The sequence below is a fragment of the Janthinobacterium breve genome, from assembly GCF_051380895.1.
Taxonomy (GTDB): Bacteria; Pseudomonadota; Gammaproteobacteria; order Burkholderiales; family Burkholderiaceae_D; genus Janthinobacterium.
Window position 1 is genome coordinate 218,780 of sequence record NZ_JBNYXY010000001.1, and the last position, 18,349, is coordinate 237,128.

The window sequence follows — 18,349 nt, forward strand, 5'->3', positions numbered from 1 at the left end:
GACACCTAAATATACTGTATATGCATACAGTATATCTAAACTTTAAGCGGTGTAAAGAAAACATCGGACTAGCGTGCAGACGTCTGCACACCAGGCCGCTTAGACTTAAAACAAACCAGCTGGCTCGGCTTCCTTATCCCAACTATAAATAATCAGTTCTCTGCGTTCGACTGCCTTGCCGCCTCCACCCACGTTGTACTGAATGCCAGTTGTATCCATCTGGAAGCGCGCAAACACGCGCCGGATGTCCGGGTGGTCATTCAGGCTCAAGATGGCCTTGCCCTTCAGCCGGGTCATCAGCTCGGCCATCTTCTCGTACTGGGCGAATTCAAACTCAACGCCATATCCTGCTGTCTCCCAGTACGGCGGGTCCAGGTAAAACAGCGTGTGGGGCCGGTCGTAGCGCTCCATGCATTTGTACCAGTCCAAGTTCTCGATGTAGGCGCCGGACAGGCGCAGGTGGGCGGCCGACAAATTCTCCTCGATGCGCAGTAAATTGAGCGGCGGCGCGGTCGTGGCCGTGCCCCACGTCTGACCGTCAACCTTGCCGCCGAAGGCATGCTGCTGAAGGTAGAAGAATCGGGCCGCGCGCTGCAGGTCCGTCAGGGTATGCGGCGGCGTGTCCTGCAACCACTTGAACACCTCGCGGCTCGACAGCGCCCACTTGAACTGGCGCACGAATTCCTCCAGGTGATTCTTGACGACGCGGTAAAGGTTAATCAGCTCACCGTTGACGTCGTTGAGCACTTCCACCTCGGCGGGCGGCCGCATGAAGTACAGCGCGGCGCCGCCAGCGAAAACTTCGATGTAGCAAGTGTGCGGCGGAAATTGCGGGATGATGCGGTCGGCCAGGCGTCGTTTGCCGCCGATCCAGGGGATGATGGGTAAAGCCAAAATGTAAACCTCCTAATGTTAGAGTCGAGTTACCTTCCCGAGGTAGCACGAGCCTGTTTGGTTCACTGGCCTGGCCAGCGTGCCGAGGCTGATTGCTGCTGTTAGCGCAGCGACAATCAGCGCTCTGTTTTTCCTTTTCCTTTACCAACGCGCTTGACACATCCACGCATGCACATATCATGTGAAACTGATGGCATATAATCATTGGGTTCCTCATAGGTGCATGCTGTATTCAAAATTTCTATGGAAGAGTGTATGGAGACGACACAGCGACACCAGTTAGATGGATATGAGTATCAATTGGGCGCGTACATAACAGATGAAGGCAAATTCCGGGGCATGATTCTGGTTACGGCACATGCCGGCAATGCCATCCTGCCTAACGTTAAGATTCCAACCCCCACAACTTTTAAGTCAGATCGCGCGGCGCGAATTGAAGCATCAGCCCTGGCTTTTCAGTTGATACACACAGGTGCGATGAGCGTTCTTGTGCCGCATGCCCCCGATCCGATCTGCGCATCAGCACCGTAGCCATGCATTTATGAGCTCCAGCTTCCAACAGCTCGCACTCTCGTTCATTCACAGACCCAAGCCATTGCCGTTCACAAACGTTTGGCACGCCCGACCAGATGCGGCCACTTATTCCGTCTGCAAAATCAAGGCTTGAATATCTCGCGCCACCGCGTAAGGAAGTAGCCCGCCGGCGGGATCGGCTGCAGCACCTCCTTCGGTGCCACTGCCACCGGCCGGGGCGGTAGGTCCAGCACTTGCACAGAAGGCGGGCTTGCGCATGCGCTCAGTGCTCTGCTTTTGCCTCTGGCAAAACGCAGCCCGCAATTACCGCCTCCAGTTCCACCTCATACTTCCGGCCGCGCGGCCAGTCCCGTGCCAGCGCCAGGACAATCTCGCCATCCGTTACTACTGACGTCAGCTGGTCGAACTCATAGGCCGGCCGCTGCGGTACCGCCTTTACACATGGTGTAAAGACGGGAACTTCGACCAACTGCGGCGCTGGCGGCGCGCTGGCGCAACCGACCAGCAGCACCGCCAGAATAATTTTTGGAATAATTTGTCGCGCCGTCTGGGGTTTCATCGCAGGCCCTCCAGCATCTGCCTGACGGCCGGCATGGCCTCGTCGCAGGTCGTGGCGCGCACGCCCTCAATCTGCACCAGGGCGGCGTCATACTTCTTGCCCTTGGCAGCGGCGACGGCCTGTGCCGCCGCGCCGCGCTCCTGTGCCGCCAGGGTTGCCTTGGCCATGCCATCGATGGCGCGGTTCTGCTCGGTGATCGAGCTGCGCAGCTTCGTGTTAATGCCTTGCTCCAGCACCAGCGCAGCGCGCGCGGCGTCACGGTCACCGGTGGCCAGCCACCAGCCGGTGCCAGTGGAGCTGGCTACCACCAACAGCACAGCCGCCAGCACGATGGCCGCCGCCTTCCAGATGCCGCTGACTGCCGCGCCGGCCAGCGCGCTGGCGCCGCTCACGTCAGCACCTTCTGCGCCGTCTTGAAGTAGGCCAATCGCTCCGCCAAGCCGTTCATGCCACCGTTGATGCGTCGCGTCACAGCGATCTGGTCGCCGGCGTCGGCCAGCGTGTTCAGGCCGCGCGACTGCCAGAACCAGCCGGCGCTGCGACAGGCGTTGACGGTTTGCTCGAGCAGCGCCGGCTGCGCCAGTAGGTCCAGGCCCATAGCTTTTCCGCATGCGGCATAGTTGCTGCGGCCCGTCACCTGGATCAGGCCGCGGCCTCGGTAGCGCGAACCGTCGCCAACCTGCGCATTACCCAGATCCCAGGGCAATTGGTTGCGATCAGTCTTTGCCCTTGGTGGCCAAGCCGCACTGAAATCGCGCTCATAGCGAATTTGCGAGGGCGTAGGCCCCCAGAGCTCATGCACGTAGGCCAGGCTGCCAGATTCGTGGCCGACTTGGGACAGAAACGAAGCTTGGCGCGCCGGCGTGTTAATGCCGAACTCCCGCATAGCAGCATTTAGCGGCGCCAAGAAGGTAGGCGCACGCAGCCGGGAATATGGCAGGATGGCAATCAGTTGAGCCAGTGTCAAATCGCTCATTGTATAACCCTCCGATCTTTGGCAAACCAACTCGCCACAACAATGCCGGCCATGCCGGAGTTCAAAAGCACCTCGCCCATTTGCGGCTGCGTGTAGCCGTACAGCGGCCCGGTCAGCACCGCGAGGCCGCCCACGCCCAGCAGCACATAAAAAAGGCGAAACATGTGGTTGCTGCGATGGCTCATGCGGTTGAGCACGCACAAGGAATAGGCCAGCAAGATGGTCCCCGCAAGCAGATTCAAGATGAGGATCATTGGCCACCTCCTTTTTTCTTCAGCCAGCCCAGTGCGAGCGGCACGATGGTTTGCGCCGAGACGCCGGCCGCGAAGGCGCAGAACCAGCGCATGGCGTCGGCCGATTTCGATGTCCAAGGGAAATATTCCAATGCGCCGGCATTCGCAATGGGCCCGACGTAGCCGGCGACAAGAGCGCTGGTCATCACGGAAATGACCATTTTCAGGCGGCTGGTTTGGTCGACCATCGACAGTGCGACCAGGCCGCCAGCCAGGCCTACGAGTAGCACGTCATAATCCAGCCCGAGGATCGAGCCGGTCAGGGTCACTGTGCCGAGCGCGAGCGCGCCGCCAGCGGCGGTAATTGTTGGTTCAGCCATAGGGGCCTTTCTTCAGTAAAAATTTTTACGACAGAATCGTTGCTGCCACTTCGATCGGGAATGAACCGCCGCCAGCAGACAGCGCGGCGCCCTGCCATTCCAGGTGGAAATTGAGCGCGCCGGGACCAACATTGAGCAGGACGCGTGCGTAAAAATTTTGCCGGTACACCACGCTCCCGGACAGGTACCAGGAGCGCACTGGTGCACCCGGGGCTAATTCTGTTCCTGAGTACAGCGACACTACCGCGCTAGGGCTGGCATCGGTATTGGTATAGGGAAACGAAATCGTAATCTCACATTTCGCAGGCACCGCGTTGGCAGGCGCTGGACTCATCACCGAGACGGTCGTGCCCGGAATGGGAACACTCGCTCCGGCAGAGGTCGTGGACTGCGCAGTATGTTGTGTTGCTACCGCAGGGATAGGTCGTCGCAGCGCGGTGACGAATTCGTCTACGAAACGACCGACAGCAGGCACGTACACCCGCTGCAGCCCGTCGCCACTAGGGTGATGGATACCATCGCCGCCATGAAATCCGCTATCTTCACGGTAACCAATCGTGCCACCGACCATTCCAGGAGTCCCGCCAAATACCAGATATTCATCAAGGATTGGCGTACTAATCGCCATGTCGGGCGTGTACTCAAATTCGAATTCCGAAACCACACCGCCGCCTGCCGCGTAACCGAATCCGATGGCGCCAGCCCAATAACTTGGAGCGTACCCATAACCGTCGATCAATTTGGTACTGTTGACCCACACCTCAAGATAGCCACCTGTTGGGCGCACTCGCAGGCGAACCTTACCCCCAACCAGAACGGTTAGCCCCGTCTCCACGGAGAGCAACTGCGTTGTCCCGGAATATACCCGCAGCCTCGATCCCATACTCTCCAGGCGAACCAGCAGTCCGCCAGCCTCGCTCTCGGATGCGGACCGGGCCACAATGAACGGAATGGACTCCGACGAGCCCAGCATGAACGTCGCGGAAATATCGACGTCTCGCGATTTAATCCGGCGGGTCGAGTACGATGGGCTAAGCGATGTCGTCACCTCTGTCGTATAACCCGGGCTGACCCCAGGCTTTGAGATCACCATCCCGGTCCCAACGTTCCACGAAGCCGAATCGACCCAGCCGTGAAAGTTGCGCTCACGCAGCCGTTGACCATTGTCGGAATGTGCTCCCCTGAGAACGATGTGGCTCATCGCGTTGACGTCGATCAGCCCCCAACCGTACTGCAGAGCCATCGCCCGCGCCGCATCAGCAATCGCCTGAGTAGCCGGAATGACCTCCGACGCCTGGATAATCGACGGAATTGAGGGCGGCACCAGCACCAGAAACGGAACTTTCACCCACGTCTGCACCGAGGCCCAGATTGATTTCATATGCGCGATCCACGAATCCTCATTGCCGCCATATGCATTCGTGCCGTGAGCGATGACAATAAAATCAGGTTGCGCATCCCGCACGTGCGCCAGCCATGATTTTCCAGTGACGGTTCCGTTCGGCCACACGTCGTTACGGAGATTACTGTCTGTGCCAATACTTTCGCTACCACCACCCCGATGCGGAAATGCATCGCGCCAGAACGATCCGCCATCATTTTGCCCCGTAGTGGCCGGATCACCAGCAACAAAAGCGGGCGAGGAAAGATTATCAAGGGCGCGGCCCAGAAGGGACATATTAATAATGCGAGTTTTGCAGAACGGCATCCGTTTAGCCATCATGGTCTGAACCATCGCAGCAATACCATTGCCATAAAACGAATCCACCACCTCAGAAATAGAATCGCCAGCGAGCACGCCGAGGAGAACGCCAGCGTTATACGATTCGCGAATTGCTGGCGGGAGTGTCATTATCGGACGATCAGCGGTAAAAACTTGATCCGGATACCAGGAATTTTCCTTCAATACCGGATATGCCGTTCCCCAGTCCGGCTTCACCCATGAAGTCCGGACATAACCGGGGCCAACATACCGTTTCAGCAATTTTTTTGCACGAGTATTGAAATAGCCAGGTGGGACATGGAAAGTGTCCGTGGTCGCATCAGCCTCGCATGCGGCTATCGCAGCGGTATTATCCAGGGCCGCGCCGGCTACGGCACCTTTTGCACTGATGCTTGGAAATTCGCGCTGCTGCGTCTCTGTGCTTACGAGATCCGCAATCTTTTTCAGCGCCAAATTAAACTGCCCGTAATCTGCAGATGGCTCAAGCCCGGCCTCCTCTTGCACGCGCATCAGGGACTCCTGAAGGCCATTGAAAAAATCAGCCGAAAGATAGGTTGGCTCAGATATCCCTGGTACAGCCGAACGAAATCCATCCTTGCCTGGGCCGAATTTATCGATCTCACGATTTATTGTCTTTATGCGTTCCATTTTTAGGCCTCTTGGTCAAGCGTGATGAACTTCGAAATACCTTGTAGCTTCGCAATAGCAAGTTGCGTTTGCAGTGCTTTTTCCGATGCCTCCACCATCTCATTACGGAAACTTTCCGTAGCCGCCGATCCTTGACGGACCTCTTGCGCTGTATTGATCAGCAACATCGGCAGCCAGGTAATCGCGCAGCGCCAATCGTCGACCTCAGCACCGCTTTGCGGATTGGTGCCCCGCACCTGGACAAGCCAGCTGCACTGAAGGCCGACACAGTCCTTTTTGATGAGGGGGCAAAATTTTCCAGGTTCAAGTTTCATATTAGTTTTTGGTTGCGATGATGATGTCGACATATTTGATGGCGAGATCGAGGGAATGGTTATGCGGGGAGCCGCCGCCGGTCGAGCCAGTTTTTACTCCGGGGAAAGTGGATGTCCCGCCGCCATCGCCCAGGTGGGCGCTCGATCCGTCTCGCGCATAAGCCGGTGTGCCATGGTCATGCGACGGGATTTGAGCAATAGTCAGGGTAGTGTCGCCGACCGTGCCTGTGACAAACGCAACGCTAAAATCGACGGTGCCGCCCGAGCCGGCCGCGCCGCTGACCACGCGCAGCGCCTTGTCGTTATGGGTGGCGTCCTTGGTCCAGCCGACTGGGGCGTTTGTTTGCTGGAACAGCATGCGCGTGCCGCTCGGGATCACTGCGTTGGCCTTGGCCGTCGCATCAAGGGCTGCAGCGGCAATAGCTGCAAGTCGCGCCGCATTGGCCTTGTTCGTGGCGTCAAGGTCGGCAGTTGCGATGGCGGTAGCACGTGCCCCTGCCGCTTTGTTCGTGGCGTCGACGGCAGCGGCAGCAATGGCGGCATCGCGCGCAGCAATGTCCAGTACCATCAACGCGGCGACGAATTGCCCCATATCCGCTTCAGAAAGCTGTAGGCCAGCGGCCTCAATCGTCCGGACAATCGATTCCTGCACGGCATTGAACCATTTCGCCGTTAGGCCCGTTGCCAGCGACACGCCTGGCACCTGCTCCCGAAATCCCGGCTTGCCTGGACCGAACAAATCCACGGCAACGTCCAGCCCATCAATTCGCTTCATCAGCGACCTCCTTATAGGTAAAAATTATCTGCGTGTGCGCTGGCTTGAGGCGCATCAGCTGGCACTCCAATGCGCCGAATGCATAGCGTTCAATACGCTCATCGCAGCGCGAACCCACCCTGAAAACGTCATGGTTGCCGACCTGGTGCGGCAGATTCACTTTCCAAAGAAAGCGGAATTGCTCATTCATCACTGCTACTTCGCAGGTCATTCCGCAATTTGTCGGGCCGAACTCTGTGATAGTCACATCCGCATAGCCCAGGACCATAGCCAGATTGAGGAAATACCCCTTCGACATCCCACCAGGCTCCTGTAGCTTGACGACCAAGCGCACCTGACGCTCGGCGATCGAGTCAGGCGCCCCACCGCAACTGTCGGGCAAGCCGAGGGTAGCCTCCCACTCAGGTAGCAGCTCCACTGCGGATTGCGGAAAGCCGTCGACCAGCAACTGGCGCGAACGCCCATCGCTGCGCTCATACACCTGCGCAAGTGCGAGCAGCAATTGCGTCTGCGTCGCATCAAGATCGCGCGGCCAGACTCGGCCGCGAGGCATCAATGCCTGCAGCGCTCCCAGGTAGTCCTGGGCTGAAAAGGAAGCGGTCATATCGTCTGGATGTAGGTAATGGTGCCGACGACAGGTAAGGCGCCAAGTGGATTTGTGATCGTTCCCAGCGGTGCCAGAATGACGAAACTGTCAACACCAGAAATACTGGAAATAGCCGACCAGATGTGCGCCAACGGAACTGACTTGCCAGGGGCGCCATCGCGAAGAAAAACATCAGCGATAGCGCCGGCGACCATCGGCCGGGCCGCGACTGGCAGATTCTGGATCATGAAGTTGACCGGATTCGCCACTGGCCCGGCGACATTGACAAACGCCGTCACCGGCTGCAGCGGCAAAATATGGTCTGCCACACGCAACTGGTCGCCCGTGGCCGGCATGCCGCGTGGCTCCTCCGTGGCTGCACCGTTGATACCTTGCGGGAAGCCACCATGCGCCGCCTGGCTCCTATCGAGCATGATATAAACCACGACCGACCCGATGCCGAGCACGTTCGCCACGGACCAGGCTCGGGTCACCCCCGGCACTTCCTTGGCCCATGTCACGTAATCATCGCGTGCGCCACCGCGCGGCGGAGTCTGATAGCGCAGCAGCATTCGGCTGCGCAAGCTATCGTTAGATTCGATATCGGAGCCACCCGTAAATGCTGCACTGACAATTCCGCTGGCCTGCACGCCTTCAATGGCTTGCGCCAGCGTCATCGATGTGCCGACTACTGCATTACCGAACGCGCCAGTCTGGCCGGTGAGATCAGGATCAGCAACCGCCTGCACATCAGCCTTGCCGCCGGCGCCGACGAGAACGGCCGCGCTTGTGCTGTAGGGGATTCCGTCACCACGCATCAGGCCGGCGCCCTGCGGGATCACTCGGCCTGGTGTGCCCTTGAACGTCACGGTACCGCTGGCCGACGTCGCCGCCTGTCGATAAATACCCTTCAGCGCTGCCCAGCCTTCAAGATATTCATCTGTTGCGGTAAAGGGCACAGCCTGTTTGGCGATCCAGTCGATGTAGCCGTAATGCAAGTTGGCCAGGTTCGCCTGTGCCACGCCGGCAATGTTAAGGTTTGAAAACCGCAACAGCGGATCTGCACCAGGGAAGCCCGACGCAATATCTTGCGTCACCTGGTTGCGCAGCTCCGTCAATGTGGGGCGAATAAAAGGCATCTAGTTTGTCCTCCATACCCAGCTGAAATTAAGCGCCGTCGCGGCGCCACTTTGTTGATAAGCCACCAGGTTCGCGCCGAGCACGCTGGCACGTGTCCACTCGACGGTAATGTCGAACCGCGCCACCACGCTGTCATCGATCAGCCACTGCAGCGCTTCGGCAATGTAGTCGCTGGCCAGGCACAGCGTTTCCTGCGTCTGCTTGGCGCGCTCCAGGAGCCACAAGCGCGACCCGATCTTGTAGTCCTGGTCGATGTCGCCAATCCAGCCACGCGGGTCGCCCGTGCCATCAGGAATGACGTCGTCAGAACTGGCCTCCCGATCGCTAAACAAGCTGATCAGGATTGCCGTCTCCAGGTCGTCGCCGCTGGCCAGGCTGGCGTTGTCGTGTGCCCAGTCGCCGCGCGCCATGTCGCGTATCCATATCGTCCTGGTGTCGCTCATACCGGCTCTCCTGACTCATCAGTGCCCACCCGCACGCCGCCGTGCTTGTGGTGGTCCAGGCTGATACCGTCGGCCACAATATCGCCCGTGGCGTTCAATGAGCCATTCAGCTGGATATCGCCGTTGATGGTGATCGGCAAGCCACCGCTGTTGATCACGATGCCGGCCTGCGTCAGGTGGACCGACTGGCCCAGCGCGTCGTAAATGGCCACCTCACCCGAAGCCAGGTTCTTCATGCGGTAAGCCTGGCTACCGATAGACACGACCAGTCCATTCGATCTGTTCCCGCCCAGGAAGGATGCAAACACATCCGAGCCGATCGGGGGGTGGCAGGTATAGCCGTAGTCGTGTGGCGCCGGCATGTTGTCGATGATCTCCATCGATCCAAACCGTACCTGCAGCTTTTGCACGGCGCCGCTATCATCGACGAAGGTGATGCGGCCACGCCCGAAAGCCAGCATGACGCAGCGGTACAACCGCTCGATGACCCCGATCATTTGCCCGCCGCTGCTGGAACTTCAGCAAGCACCTTGACGAGCAGAATCGGCTGCACCTCGAAAGCTGTTGGCGGCATGATCACCAGCTCGCACGTAGTGCCTGTGTTCGCATCACGCTTGTATGTCACGTCGCTGATCAGCCAGGTTGTAGGAGCCAGCTTCAACGCCGGAAAATCGAGGGGCACAAGCGTGTTTGGCTGGTACAGCTTGCCAGCCGAGTCACGCCAGCCATCCGTCACCAGTTGCAGGCGCCGCGACCGGCCCGAGCGGCGCGACCGCTCCCAGTCAGCGCGCTGCCGCAGTACGTTAAAGTTGGCATCGCCGCTCTCCGCAATCAGCACCTTGCGGCGATGACGCGGTACGTTCTCGTCATTCACCTTCGTAACCAGATTGCCGCCGTCGCCAGCGTCGGAAAATGTATCCAGATTCTGGATGAATGCCAGGATCTCGGAATAACGCTGGTCCATCGAGTATTCCAGCGAAGCCGACTGCACGTTCTTTCCTTGGGTAAATCCACTAGCCGCACTGACTTTGCCAACGCGGGTCAGGAACAAATTACCAGCAGGATCGTCATAGGCCAGCAGCGCCGCATACCGGCACAGCCGCTCGATGATCTCGAACGCCTTCTCGCCCAGCATCAGGTTGAATTGATGGATAGGCGGGTCGGAATCGGTCACGTCCGAGGACACCGTAATCGGCACGGCATCCGCACCAGTGGTGGACACGCCATAGGGCAATGCCAGCTTGCGGGCGATCTCGAGCACGCTCGATCCGGTAATCTGGCCACCAGGCCACTCTGCGTCACAGTCGACCAGGTCAGCGCATTTGCTACGGCCCATCACGCGCAAGGCATGCTGGCCGGCGTTAAACGATGGCACCAGGCGGTCGACGTAGCCAGTGATGACCAGGTCGGCACCGAGCAGCACCTGGCATGCATCGCCAGGCTGGATCACGAAAGCGCCGACGTCGCCGGGATAAAGCTCGGTCATCATCACGTCGAAATCGCTCGGACAGCGCTCGATGCCGCGCGATACGCGGATAGAGGTCCAACCGGACAGTTTCCGACCGCCAACAATTAATGTGAGATCATCTGCCATATTTTTTTACAATCAGTTGAATTAGAAGGAGAACGCATGAAACAAAAAATGAAAAAATCAATATGCTTCGCCATGCTTGCTTTGTCTGGAAGCGCCTTCGCCGAGTGCCATTTAAAGACAGGTAACGCGGTTTTTTGCCTAGCCCCCAAGCCGGCGGCCTTTGCCTATCAAGCTCTAGGCTTTGATGCAAAAAAGGCCAATCTCTCCCACTACCGGCAGTTGATGCAAGAAGCAGGATGTGGCCGTCCATATGGCCGCACGTTTAAGGAAACATCATTGAGGCTGTTTTCAAAAGGCAGGGTAGCTACGCCTGACGGCTGGGTATCCATCAGTCATGTCGCGGTGAATGACAGCGATGCTTACTACGTCGCTACCGACTACATTGAAGGCGTCTGCGAGCCGTTTAAGCCAACGACCAACTCATCGTCCAACACCTTGCCAGCAGGTTAAGACGACAACGCCTTGAACTTGGTCGGCATGAAAGCCGGATGAATCGGGTTCGCTTGTGATACCAGCTCATCAGACCGCACCGGGTTCCGGTACAGCCGCTGCGCCACGACCGACGCCGGCATCGAGAGGTTGCTGCCGACGCTCGCTACGCCCGCCAGCTGCGCGCCACGCGTCGCCAGATCATGCGAGACGGCCGCGCGTAAGGCACGCAAGGCGTTGAACGTCGCGTCCTGCCCCTGATCCCCTGCGCTGATGATCTCGGCGTCCAGCGCCCCGCAGACGGCCTGCCTGACGGCTGCAGCATCGTCTGCGGATGTCGGCTCATACTCGGCCGAGGCCCTGGCCAGCGCAACGATGGCGGCGCGCCTGAACAGCTCTCCCGTGGCATCCTGCGTCACGGCCATCGCCGAGCCGATAACCGACGTCGACGTCACGTCGTCGGGGAAGAAGTCGGCCAGGCTCGACAGCAGCCGCAGTGCGTCGGCTCGCTTGACTGCAGCACCGTACAAGGCGGCCGCTAGGTCCTGCGCCGCAACGGCAAAATCGCTTGCAGTACTCATGGTCCCAGCCCCGATCCCGTCGACTTCAATTTTGCAATCGCACCAGTTACCGATGTCCGCGCCGACGCCCCCAATGCGATCAGCTTCGGGATCGTCGTCTCGGCCGACGCCACGGCGCCGGCGAGAACGGCAAACTTGCCGATGCCAGGGCTCTTTGCATACCGTCCAACGCTGCCTGTCAGTGTGCCCACCATGTTGTACAAGTTGGTCGCGTCGTTCGCCAGCGACTGCGCCTTGCGCCCCCAGGCAGCGGCCGTGCTGGCCGCCTGCGCTGCCGTCACAGCGCCCTGCTTCAGGGCCGCGCCCACCTTCGATGCGAAATCGGTCGCGCTGGCGGCGTCCGCCGCCTTGGCTGCCGTTTTGACGGCGCTGCCGGTCGACGTGGCCACGCTTGGAAAAACACGCTGGCCAGACTCGATGACGTTGAAGTTGACCATGAACACACGGCCTTGGTCCCAACGCTCTTCCGTTGAAAACTCCATCACGCTGACGCGCAGCTGGCCGTACGTGGGATGCATCAAATCGCCATCGCCAGCAGTCTCGATCGCCGCAATCAAACGGTCGCGCTTGGCAATGGCGTCATCGCCGACCAGGAAGCCGGAGACGGTGACATGCCGAGCAGAACGCCCCAGGTCTTCGACCCATACCGTGTCGCGAAATGGGTATTCATGCACTACCTGACGCCGCCCAAACTTGCCAGAACCGCCCAGCACGCCGAATGGAACGCCTCGGAATGATGCAGGCCGCAGCTGCGAGAACCAGGAGGCCGCGCCAGCTGCAGCTTCACCCTTATCGCCGCTGACACGCTTCACCAAATTTGCCGCACTGCCGATGGTGGTGGTGATGGAACCTATCGCGCCCAGGGCGCCATCGATACTCATCCCGCCGCCAGGGTAGGCATCGAGTGATTTACTCGCACAGGCACCATATTCCCCCCTTTCATATTTGCTGTCGCCGTTGTTCCCGCCGGCGCATTCTTGAAGTCGACCACTACCTGCGTCACCGCCTTTTCGACCATGTCCTTGCTGTAGCCGGCGCTGTTGCCCTCTTGCCGGATCATGCTGGAGATCAGCGGTGCCACCGTTCTTTTATCAGTCAGGTCCAGCGGCTGGTGCGCCCCAAATCCTGTCTGCTTTGAGACGTTGCCGACGTAGCCAGCCGTATCGTTTTCGTTTGGTGGCGCCCACCGGCCGACGATGCCGGCGATCGTGTTCAGGCCATGCTTGCTTTGCTGGACCTGCAAGTTCTTGATCATTGCTGCCAGCCCGGCCTCGGGCGTTGGAAAGCGCGCAAAGCCGTCCTCACGCGGCATATCACCCCAGGACCGCAGATTGCCCGGGTTGTTATTGCGAATGCCGCGTGGCGCGCGGGAGCGCGTGCCAGACGCGTCCTCCCAGTCACCCGAAGCACCACCGCCCCGGCGGTCGCCCCAGTCACCCGAGGCACCGCCGGTCTGCTTTTCACCAAGACCCTTGGTCCCCTTCGCCAGCTTTTCCGTGGTTTTGGCGATCGCGCTTTGACTTTTGGCCGCGTCGTCAGACATATCGCCCCACAGGCCCTTCCACCACTTCTTGACCTTGTCCCAGTTTTCATAGAGAAAGAGCGCCACTGTCGCAATGGCCATCACAATCGCGGTGATCGGGTTGGCCAGCATGGCCAGGCGCATCAGCCCCAGCGCGCGAATAAAGACAGGGATGACGGTCACGCCCAGGCGCACCAGGCTGGCCCCAAATGTGGCAACGCTCAACAGGAACGGGCCGGCCATCACGCCCATCACCAGCAGCGCTGCAGTCTTCCAGCCACCGAGCGAATCGATGACGCCGGCAACGCCCGAGATAAAGTTGGTCATGCCATTGAGCACATCGTTGAAATTGATGCGCTCGATCCAGGTGGCAAACGCCGCGACAAACTCGGTCACCCTGGTAGCGATCAGCTCGCGGTTGACCGTCACCCAGGTGATCAGTTTTTCAATGAACGGCTGCAGCACGGGGATCAATCGCTCACCGATGGAGATTTTCACGCCCTCAGTGGCCATGCTGAGCGACACCATTTTGAAACCGAAATGCTCGGCAGCCGCGATGGCGCCGGCCGTGCGCGACCCGCCAAATTCAGCAACTTTTTGCTGATACTCCTCAATACCCTTGGCGCCCTTGCGGAGCAACGGCAGTGCCGCCTCGATGCCGAACTGACGCGCAATGACACCCTGTACCTGGGCGCTTTTGATGCCCGATATGTATGTGGCGATATCCTTGAAGCCGCGCGCGGCATCGATCGAGCCGTCGGCCGTCTTGTGGATGCCAATCCGCATTTTATTGAGCAGCATCAGCGCCGACTGATTACGCCCGAAGAGCGCGTCCTCCATCGTGTCGCCGACAGACTTCAAGCTGCCGGTCAACTCCTCGGCTGTCACGCCCGCCAGCTTGGCGGCGCCACGCATCGACATCAGCGTCGACGTCGACATGCCGATCGCGGCACCTGCCTTGCTGACCTCCATGCCGACCGTGCCCCAGCTGATGGCGAGCGCCAATAAACCGGCGATCGAGCCGACACCGATCACGGCAGCCATCGGCGCCACGATCGAGCGTACACGGCCGGCGACATCGAGCGCGGACCGGCCGACGCCACCCATAGCCTTTGCCACCTTGTCCAAGCCCAGCTCATTGCTGAGGTTCTGGACCGACTGGCGGATCAAAACGAGCGGCCTCGTCAGCCGCGCGAAGGTATCGTTGATGCTGCGCACCGTACGCGTGGCCCTGTCGACGGCCGTGATAACAATATTAAAAACGCTTGCCATTATTCAGCCTCTCCCGCTTTGAGCATTCGCTGCGCCTGCTCACTCCACCAATCCAGCTCAGTCCACGTCAGGGACCACGCATCGCGCGGTCCCCAGCCGTAGTACTTCGTCAGTTCGGCTACGACCTCACGCCAGTTGGAGGGCCAAGTACGGTAAAGTTGCCTAAAAAATCGGCCGCCTCCTGGAAGTCGCGCTGACACAACTTCTCGATGGCGCCGCGCGGCACCTTCGCCACGATCGAAATCAGCGCGATCGCCACGTCAACATCGCTGCCCGCCTTCGACGCTTTCGACAAGTCGCCCGCAGTTGGCTCGCGCAGGTCCAGCGTGGCGTATTCGACGTGGCCCAGCGCTACCGGTTTACGCAGTTCCATCGTCTTTTCGTCTACGATCGCAGCCGCAGTGCCAGCACCGTCTGCACCATCCATATTTTCTTGATCCATCATTTTTTACGCCTCCTCGACGCTGAAACCTTCCCACTTCACTTCGAAAATTGCCTCGGCGGTTTTCACCTCCTGGGCGTCAACGGTCCACATGTTGCGGCCGACGATCGTTTTTCCGTTGGCCAATTCAACGGTGACGGTCACGTTGGTCATGGCGTTGAAGCTGGCAACACTCAAGCCGCCAGCATCACGCACCGAACAGCCCATCTTGCCTTGCGCTGGCTTCTCGGAATAACCGTGCACACGGTCCTGGCCGACCAGCGTTTCGCGCGTAACCTTCGATACGCTGTACGTGAAATCGCCGGCGAGCATGTAATTCGTTCCGTCGACCGTCAGGTATGCAACGCCTGCCAACCGGTTGGTGGTATCTGCCAATTCAGGCTCCTATAAAAAAGGGCCGCTGAAGAGCGGCCTTGGGGTTGTATTACTGCAGGCGGAACTGATTGAGCAGCGCGAAGATACGCAGCTGGTTGATCAGGATGCCCGGATACAGCACGTCGACGCGGTTCGGGTTCTGGCTGTTCTGCTCCACCACCAGGCCCGCTTTGAACGCGTCGGCGTTTTGCACGATGCCGGCATCTTCCAGCTCGCGGTACTTGGCGATCAGGTCGGCGCGGATAATATTTGGCGTCACAATTGCAGCGCCCGAGCCAAAGCGCGTGCCGTTGGCCGCCAGCTTCACGCGGGCGTATTTGCTGGTCACCATGGTGCGCAGCTCGCGCAGCACGTAGGCCAGGGTGAACATCGTTTCGATCTGCAGGTAACTATCGTCCAGGTTGCCGAACGCGTTTTTCTGGTAGGTCGTGATCAGGTTCTGGATCGACACCGTGCCGTCATCGGCGACCGAGAAGGTCGAAATGCCCGAGTGCAGCAAAATGTTCTGGTCGGTCATCTGAAAGCGGCTCTGCAACGGCGGCGGCAGTACGCCCTGAATCGCCACCGTCTGCAGCGGCAGCGCAGGATCGTTGCGCAGGCTGACGGCCGCAGCGCCGGCCGTCCCCGCCGCCCAGATCCAGGACGGCGTTGGCGAGCCGTTCACGCCCATCACGCTGCCGTGCTGATCGTTGCGCACGGTACCAAATGTTACCTGGGCGCCGAACGTGCCTTTGTAGGCCGCGAAAAAGTGCCCATACAGCTGGCTATTCCATGACCAGCGCCCGGTCGTATCATTCATCAATGCCTTGATGGCGTCGAGCGATGTCACGTCCGTGTACGGGCAAACGATGAAGTCGAACGTCTGATCGCCCAGGTTCGCAAACGCCGCCGCCATCGATGGCGCCGTGGCGCCGCCTGCCATTGGTGCGATGGCCACAGCCAGGCCGGCCGGCAGCACTTCGCCACCACGCGAGCCCTGATAGTTGAGCTGCAGATCGATATCGTTGCCGCACGGGCCCTTGTTCACCGCGGTGAATGTCACTACGCCTGCAGCAGCCGCTGCCTTGACCGGGCAGGCACCGTCAGCATTGACCAGGCCGGCCAGCGCCGTCGCCAGCTGCGCCACCGTTTGCGTTGCCATGACCGGCATCGCATAGCGCACGCCCGCCACATACGCGTAGACCGTGCCGCTCGCGGTCGCTGCCGCGCTGAAGGTCAGCGTGCCAGTCGCGGCGCCCGCAGCCGGGTCATCGAGCAGCGGCAGGTACCACACCTCGCCGAACGTGTCGTTCAGGCGATAAGCTGCCGTCATCAAAGCCAGCATCGAACCCTGGCCACCAGCAAGGGCAGCGTCAGCCGCACCTTGGGAAATGACCGGCACGTTCGGCACCGCCGTGCCCGCCGCCGTGATCTGGCCGATGATCAGCGCGCGTTGCGCCGCCTGCGCCGAGTTGGCGCGGGAGTTATCGACTTCCGCATAGAACAGCGGAACCCGGATGTTGTTTGGGACGCCTTTGAATGGGATGGTCATTCTTTATTGCTCCCGGTCGAACGCGGTGGCTTTTCAGCGACAGCAGCCTTGACCGATACATCACGGTCGAAGATGCGGCGCTGCCAGTACGGCGTGTCAGGCACTTCCCGGCCATTGGCTGGCAGGACGTCCTGTAAATCAGGGTCCGGAATCGTCAGACCCGGCGCTGGCGTTACATACATGGGAATCTCCTATTGAGGTAAAACGATATTCAGCGCACCCTCGTCGCGGCCGTCAGGGCCGGCCGTGCGCGGCGCAGGTGCCACGGGAAAGCGCGAATCAGGATAGTTGCCCCTGGCGTCGAAAGGCGCGCCGGCATCAAGGTGCAAACCAAAACTGTGCAAAGGAACAGGCAGGCCGGTCAACGGTTGGCCAGGCAACGCACCAGGCGCACCGTACGAATCGAACATTTCAGGCACCTCGAATGCGAACAGCATGCGGGCGCCGCCAAAATGAGTCCGCCCTTCCGAAGAAATCTCCGTACGGCTTTCCACAGACACAACCTGGTTGATGATGCGGATCAGATCGTTGTTCGTCAGCAGCGCCATTTCGATGCTCAAGCAAAGCGCCTCGATCGCGTCCTGCGCGGCGCTACCTGTTCGCTCGCCTACGCGCGCCTCGATCTCAATCGTGCAGGTACTGGTGAACTGCGGCGCGCCCTTGCCGATCGATTCCTTGCGATCGTCCGGCGCACGCAACAAGATGGCTGGCAATAGTTCTGGCGGCGTGCTCCAGTCACCAGGTGAATCGATTGTGACGCCGGCGAACTGTTCACCAGTCAGCGCGGCCAGCGCCGCCAGGCGAATCTGGCGGCGCGCAAGCATCAGTTCACCAACCATCATGGCTCCGCATAGTTAAGCAGCAAGATGGCGGCGCCGACCCCATTCAACTGCACTTCTTTGACTACATACGTGCCGCCGGCATGCAGATTGGTGGCGGTGATCACGACCCGGTCACGTTGGCGCGGTGGCACCGCAAACTCGGCCAACCGGACGCCCAGGGCGGGCATTTCCGTTGTAATGCCGGTACCACCCACCAAGTCGACGGACTTGTAGGCTTCATGGAACGTGCCATGAATGCCGAAGGGGGCGCCTGCAGCCGGCTGGAACTGCGCTGGCTCACCGAACTGGGCCATAACCGGCCCGTTCACCACGCGGTCCCAGTCGATCATTCTGCCGGCGGAGGATTGTCGTCACCCTCCTTCTCGAACGCAGGACCCGGCGCGATGGTCGGCGCGCTCGCTGCAGGGTCGAGCAGGTAGCCGCCTTTGCGCAGCCACTCCACTTCATCTGCGGGCAAAGCCACGTCGCCACCCGGCCCGACATTCTTGCCTTCGAATTTGACAGTACGGCCCGGCGCGACCACCGCTTTGACGACTTTTTCAGTTTTGGCGGCCAT

Annotated in this window: 26 protein-coding genes; 2 read left to right on the top strand and 24 right to left on the bottom strand. The window is 59.9% G+C overall.

Going from position 1 to position 18,349, the window contains the following annotated elements:
* Positions 1–105 precede the first annotated feature (105 nt).
* Positions 106–894, bottom strand: coding sequence for a DNA adenine methylase (locus ACQ4W0_RS00975; RefSeq protein ID WP_436575079.1), 789 nt, complete (start codon positions 892–894; stop codon positions 106–108).
* 255 nt (positions 895–1,149) lie between these two features.
* Here ACQ4W0_RS00975 and ACQ4W0_RS00980 point away from each other — a divergent pair, with 255 nt between their 5' ends.
* Positions 1,150–1,425, top strand: coding sequence for a hypothetical protein (locus ACQ4W0_RS00980; RefSeq protein WP_436575080.1), 276 nt, complete (start codon positions 1,150–1,152; stop codon positions 1,423–1,425).
* Positions 1,426–1,690: 265 nt separating this feature from the next.
* Here ACQ4W0_RS00980 and ACQ4W0_RS00985 read toward each other — a convergent pair whose 3' ends face one another.
* The 13 genes from ACQ4W0_RS00985 to ACQ4W0_RS01045 are packed head-to-tail and all read right to left on the bottom strand — an operon-like array spanning position 1,691 to position 10,799.
* Complete coding sequence (locus ACQ4W0_RS00985; protein ID WP_436575081.1) at positions 1,691–1,987, bottom strand: hypothetical protein; 297 nt, start codon at positions 1,985–1,987, stop codon at positions 1,691–1,693.
* Positions 1,984–2,379, bottom strand: coding sequence for a hypothetical protein (locus ACQ4W0_RS00990; RefSeq protein WP_436575082.1), 396 nt, complete (start codon positions 2,377–2,379; stop codon positions 1,984–1,986). The genes ACQ4W0_RS00985 and ACQ4W0_RS00990 overlap by 4 nt, the downstream gene beginning before the upstream one ends.
* Positions 2,376–2,963: a glycoside hydrolase family 19 protein gene (locus tag ACQ4W0_RS00995; protein WP_436575083.1), complete on the bottom strand. Its 588-nt coding sequence runs from the start codon at positions 2,961–2,963 to the stop codon at positions 2,376–2,378. The genes ACQ4W0_RS00990 and ACQ4W0_RS00995 overlap by 4 nt, the downstream gene beginning before the upstream one ends.
* Positions 2,960–3,217, bottom strand: a complete 258-nt coding sequence (locus ACQ4W0_RS01000) for a hypothetical protein (protein ID WP_436575084.1) — start codon at positions 3,215–3,217, stop codon at positions 2,960–2,962. The genes ACQ4W0_RS00995 and ACQ4W0_RS01000 overlap by 4 nt, the downstream gene beginning before the upstream one ends.
* On the bottom strand, positions 3,214–3,576 hold the full coding sequence (locus ACQ4W0_RS01005) for a putative holin (protein WP_436575085.1): 363 nt from the start codon (positions 3,574–3,576) through the stop codon (positions 3,214–3,216). Before ACQ4W0_RS01005 ends, ACQ4W0_RS01000 begins: the two co-directional genes overlap by 4 nt.
* Before the next feature lie 25 nt (positions 3,577–3,601).
* Entirely contained in the window at positions 3,602–5,947 is a 2,346-nt protein-coding gene (locus ACQ4W0_RS01010) for a hypothetical protein (protein ID WP_436575086.1), read from the bottom strand.
* Positions 5,948–5,949: 2 nt separating this feature from the next.
* Positions 5,950–6,261, bottom strand: a complete 312-nt coding sequence (locus ACQ4W0_RS01015) for a hypothetical protein (RefSeq protein ID WP_436575087.1) — start codon at positions 6,259–6,261, stop codon at positions 5,950–5,952.
* Position 6,262: 1 nt separating this feature from the next.
* The gene (locus ACQ4W0_RS01020) at positions 6,263–7,036 is read right to left on the bottom strand and encodes a hypothetical protein (RefSeq protein ID WP_436575088.1); all 774 of its coding nucleotides are present in this window, start codon (positions 7,034–7,036) and stop codon (positions 6,263–6,265) included.
* Positions 7,023–7,640 (bottom strand): YmfQ family protein, encoded by a 618-nt coding sequence (locus ACQ4W0_RS01025; RefSeq protein WP_436575089.1) that lies wholly within the window; start codon positions 7,638–7,640, stop codon positions 7,023–7,025. Before ACQ4W0_RS01025 ends, ACQ4W0_RS01020 begins: the two co-directional genes overlap by 14 nt.
* Complete coding sequence (locus ACQ4W0_RS01030) at positions 7,637–8,761, bottom strand: baseplate J/gp47 family protein (RefSeq protein WP_436575090.1); 1,125 nt, start codon at positions 8,759–8,761, stop codon at positions 7,637–7,639. The genes ACQ4W0_RS01025 and ACQ4W0_RS01030 overlap by 4 nt, the downstream gene beginning before the upstream one ends.
* On the bottom strand, positions 8,762–9,205 hold the full coding sequence (locus ACQ4W0_RS01035) for a phage GP46 family protein (protein WP_436575091.1): 444 nt from the start codon (positions 9,203–9,205) through the stop codon (positions 8,762–8,764).
* Positions 9,202–9,702, bottom strand: coding sequence for a phage baseplate assembly protein V (locus tag ACQ4W0_RS01040; protein ID WP_298410529.1), 501 nt, complete (start codon positions 9,700–9,702; stop codon positions 9,202–9,204). Before ACQ4W0_RS01040 ends, ACQ4W0_RS01035 begins: the two co-directional genes overlap by 4 nt.
* Positions 9,699–10,799: a phage baseplate assembly protein gene (locus ACQ4W0_RS01045; RefSeq protein ID WP_436575092.1), complete on the bottom strand. Its 1,101-nt coding sequence runs from the start codon at positions 10,797–10,799 to the stop codon at positions 9,699–9,701. The genes ACQ4W0_RS01040 and ACQ4W0_RS01045 overlap by 4 nt, the downstream gene beginning before the upstream one ends.
* Positions 10,800–10,835: 36 nt before the next feature.
* On the opposite strand from ACQ4W0_RS01045, the gene ACQ4W0_RS01050 reads away from it, so the two are divergent.
* Positions 10,836–11,249, top strand: a complete 414-nt coding sequence (locus ACQ4W0_RS01050) for a hypothetical protein (protein ID WP_436575093.1) — start codon at positions 10,836–10,838, stop codon at positions 11,247–11,249.
* Here ACQ4W0_RS01050 and ACQ4W0_RS01055 read toward each other — a convergent pair.
* From ACQ4W0_RS01055 to ACQ4W0_RS01100, 10 genes are all read right to left on the bottom strand, one after another.
* On the bottom strand, positions 11,246–11,809 hold the full coding sequence (locus tag ACQ4W0_RS01055; RefSeq protein WP_436575094.1) for a hypothetical protein: 564 nt from the start codon (positions 11,807–11,809) through the stop codon (positions 11,246–11,248). The genes ACQ4W0_RS01050 and ACQ4W0_RS01055 overlap by 4 nt on opposite strands.
* Positions 11,806–12,690, bottom strand: a complete 885-nt coding sequence (locus tag ACQ4W0_RS01060; protein WP_436575095.1) for a DNA circularization N-terminal domain-containing protein — start codon at positions 12,688–12,690, stop codon at positions 11,806–11,808. The genes ACQ4W0_RS01055 and ACQ4W0_RS01060 overlap by 4 nt, the downstream gene beginning before the upstream one ends.
* Positions 12,687–14,603, bottom strand: coding sequence for a hypothetical protein (locus ACQ4W0_RS01065; protein WP_436575096.1), 1,917 nt, complete (start codon positions 14,601–14,603; stop codon positions 12,687–12,689). Before ACQ4W0_RS01065 ends, ACQ4W0_RS01060 begins: the two co-directional genes overlap by 4 nt.
* A gap of 118 nt (positions 14,604–14,721) precedes the next feature.
* Positions 14,722–15,048, bottom strand: coding sequence for a phage tail assembly protein (locus ACQ4W0_RS01070; RefSeq protein WP_436575097.1), 327 nt, complete (start codon positions 15,046–15,048; stop codon positions 14,722–14,724).
* Between the two features lie 3 nt (positions 15,049–15,051).
* Positions 15,052–15,420, bottom strand: coding sequence for a phage tail tube protein (locus ACQ4W0_RS01075; RefSeq protein ID WP_298410515.1), 369 nt, complete (start codon positions 15,418–15,420; stop codon positions 15,052–15,054).
* 49 nt (positions 15,421–15,469) lie between these two features.
* A complete protein-coding gene (locus ACQ4W0_RS01080; RefSeq protein WP_436575098.1) occupies positions 15,470–16,951 on the bottom strand; it encodes a phage tail sheath subtilisin-like domain-containing protein in 1,482 nt (493 codons plus the stop codon).
* Entirely contained in the window at positions 16,948–17,133 is a 186-nt protein-coding gene (locus ACQ4W0_RS01085) for a DUF2635 domain-containing protein (RefSeq protein ID WP_219117008.1), read from the bottom strand. The genes ACQ4W0_RS01080 and ACQ4W0_RS01085 overlap by 4 nt, the downstream gene beginning before the upstream one ends.
* A gap of 9 nt (positions 17,134–17,142) precedes the next feature.
* Positions 17,143–17,793, bottom strand: coding sequence for a hypothetical protein (locus tag ACQ4W0_RS01090; protein ID WP_436575099.1), 651 nt, complete (start codon positions 17,791–17,793; stop codon positions 17,143–17,145).
* Positions 17,790–18,122: a head-tail joining protein gene (locus ACQ4W0_RS01095; protein ID WP_219117006.1), complete on the bottom strand. Its 333-nt coding sequence runs from the start codon at positions 18,120–18,122 to the stop codon at positions 17,790–17,792. Before ACQ4W0_RS01095 ends, ACQ4W0_RS01090 begins: the two co-directional genes overlap by 4 nt.
* Positions 18,119–18,349, bottom strand: a complete 231-nt coding sequence (locus ACQ4W0_RS01100; RefSeq protein ID WP_436575100.1) for a hypothetical protein — start codon at positions 18,347–18,349, stop codon at positions 18,119–18,121. The genes ACQ4W0_RS01095 and ACQ4W0_RS01100 overlap by 4 nt, the downstream gene beginning before the upstream one ends.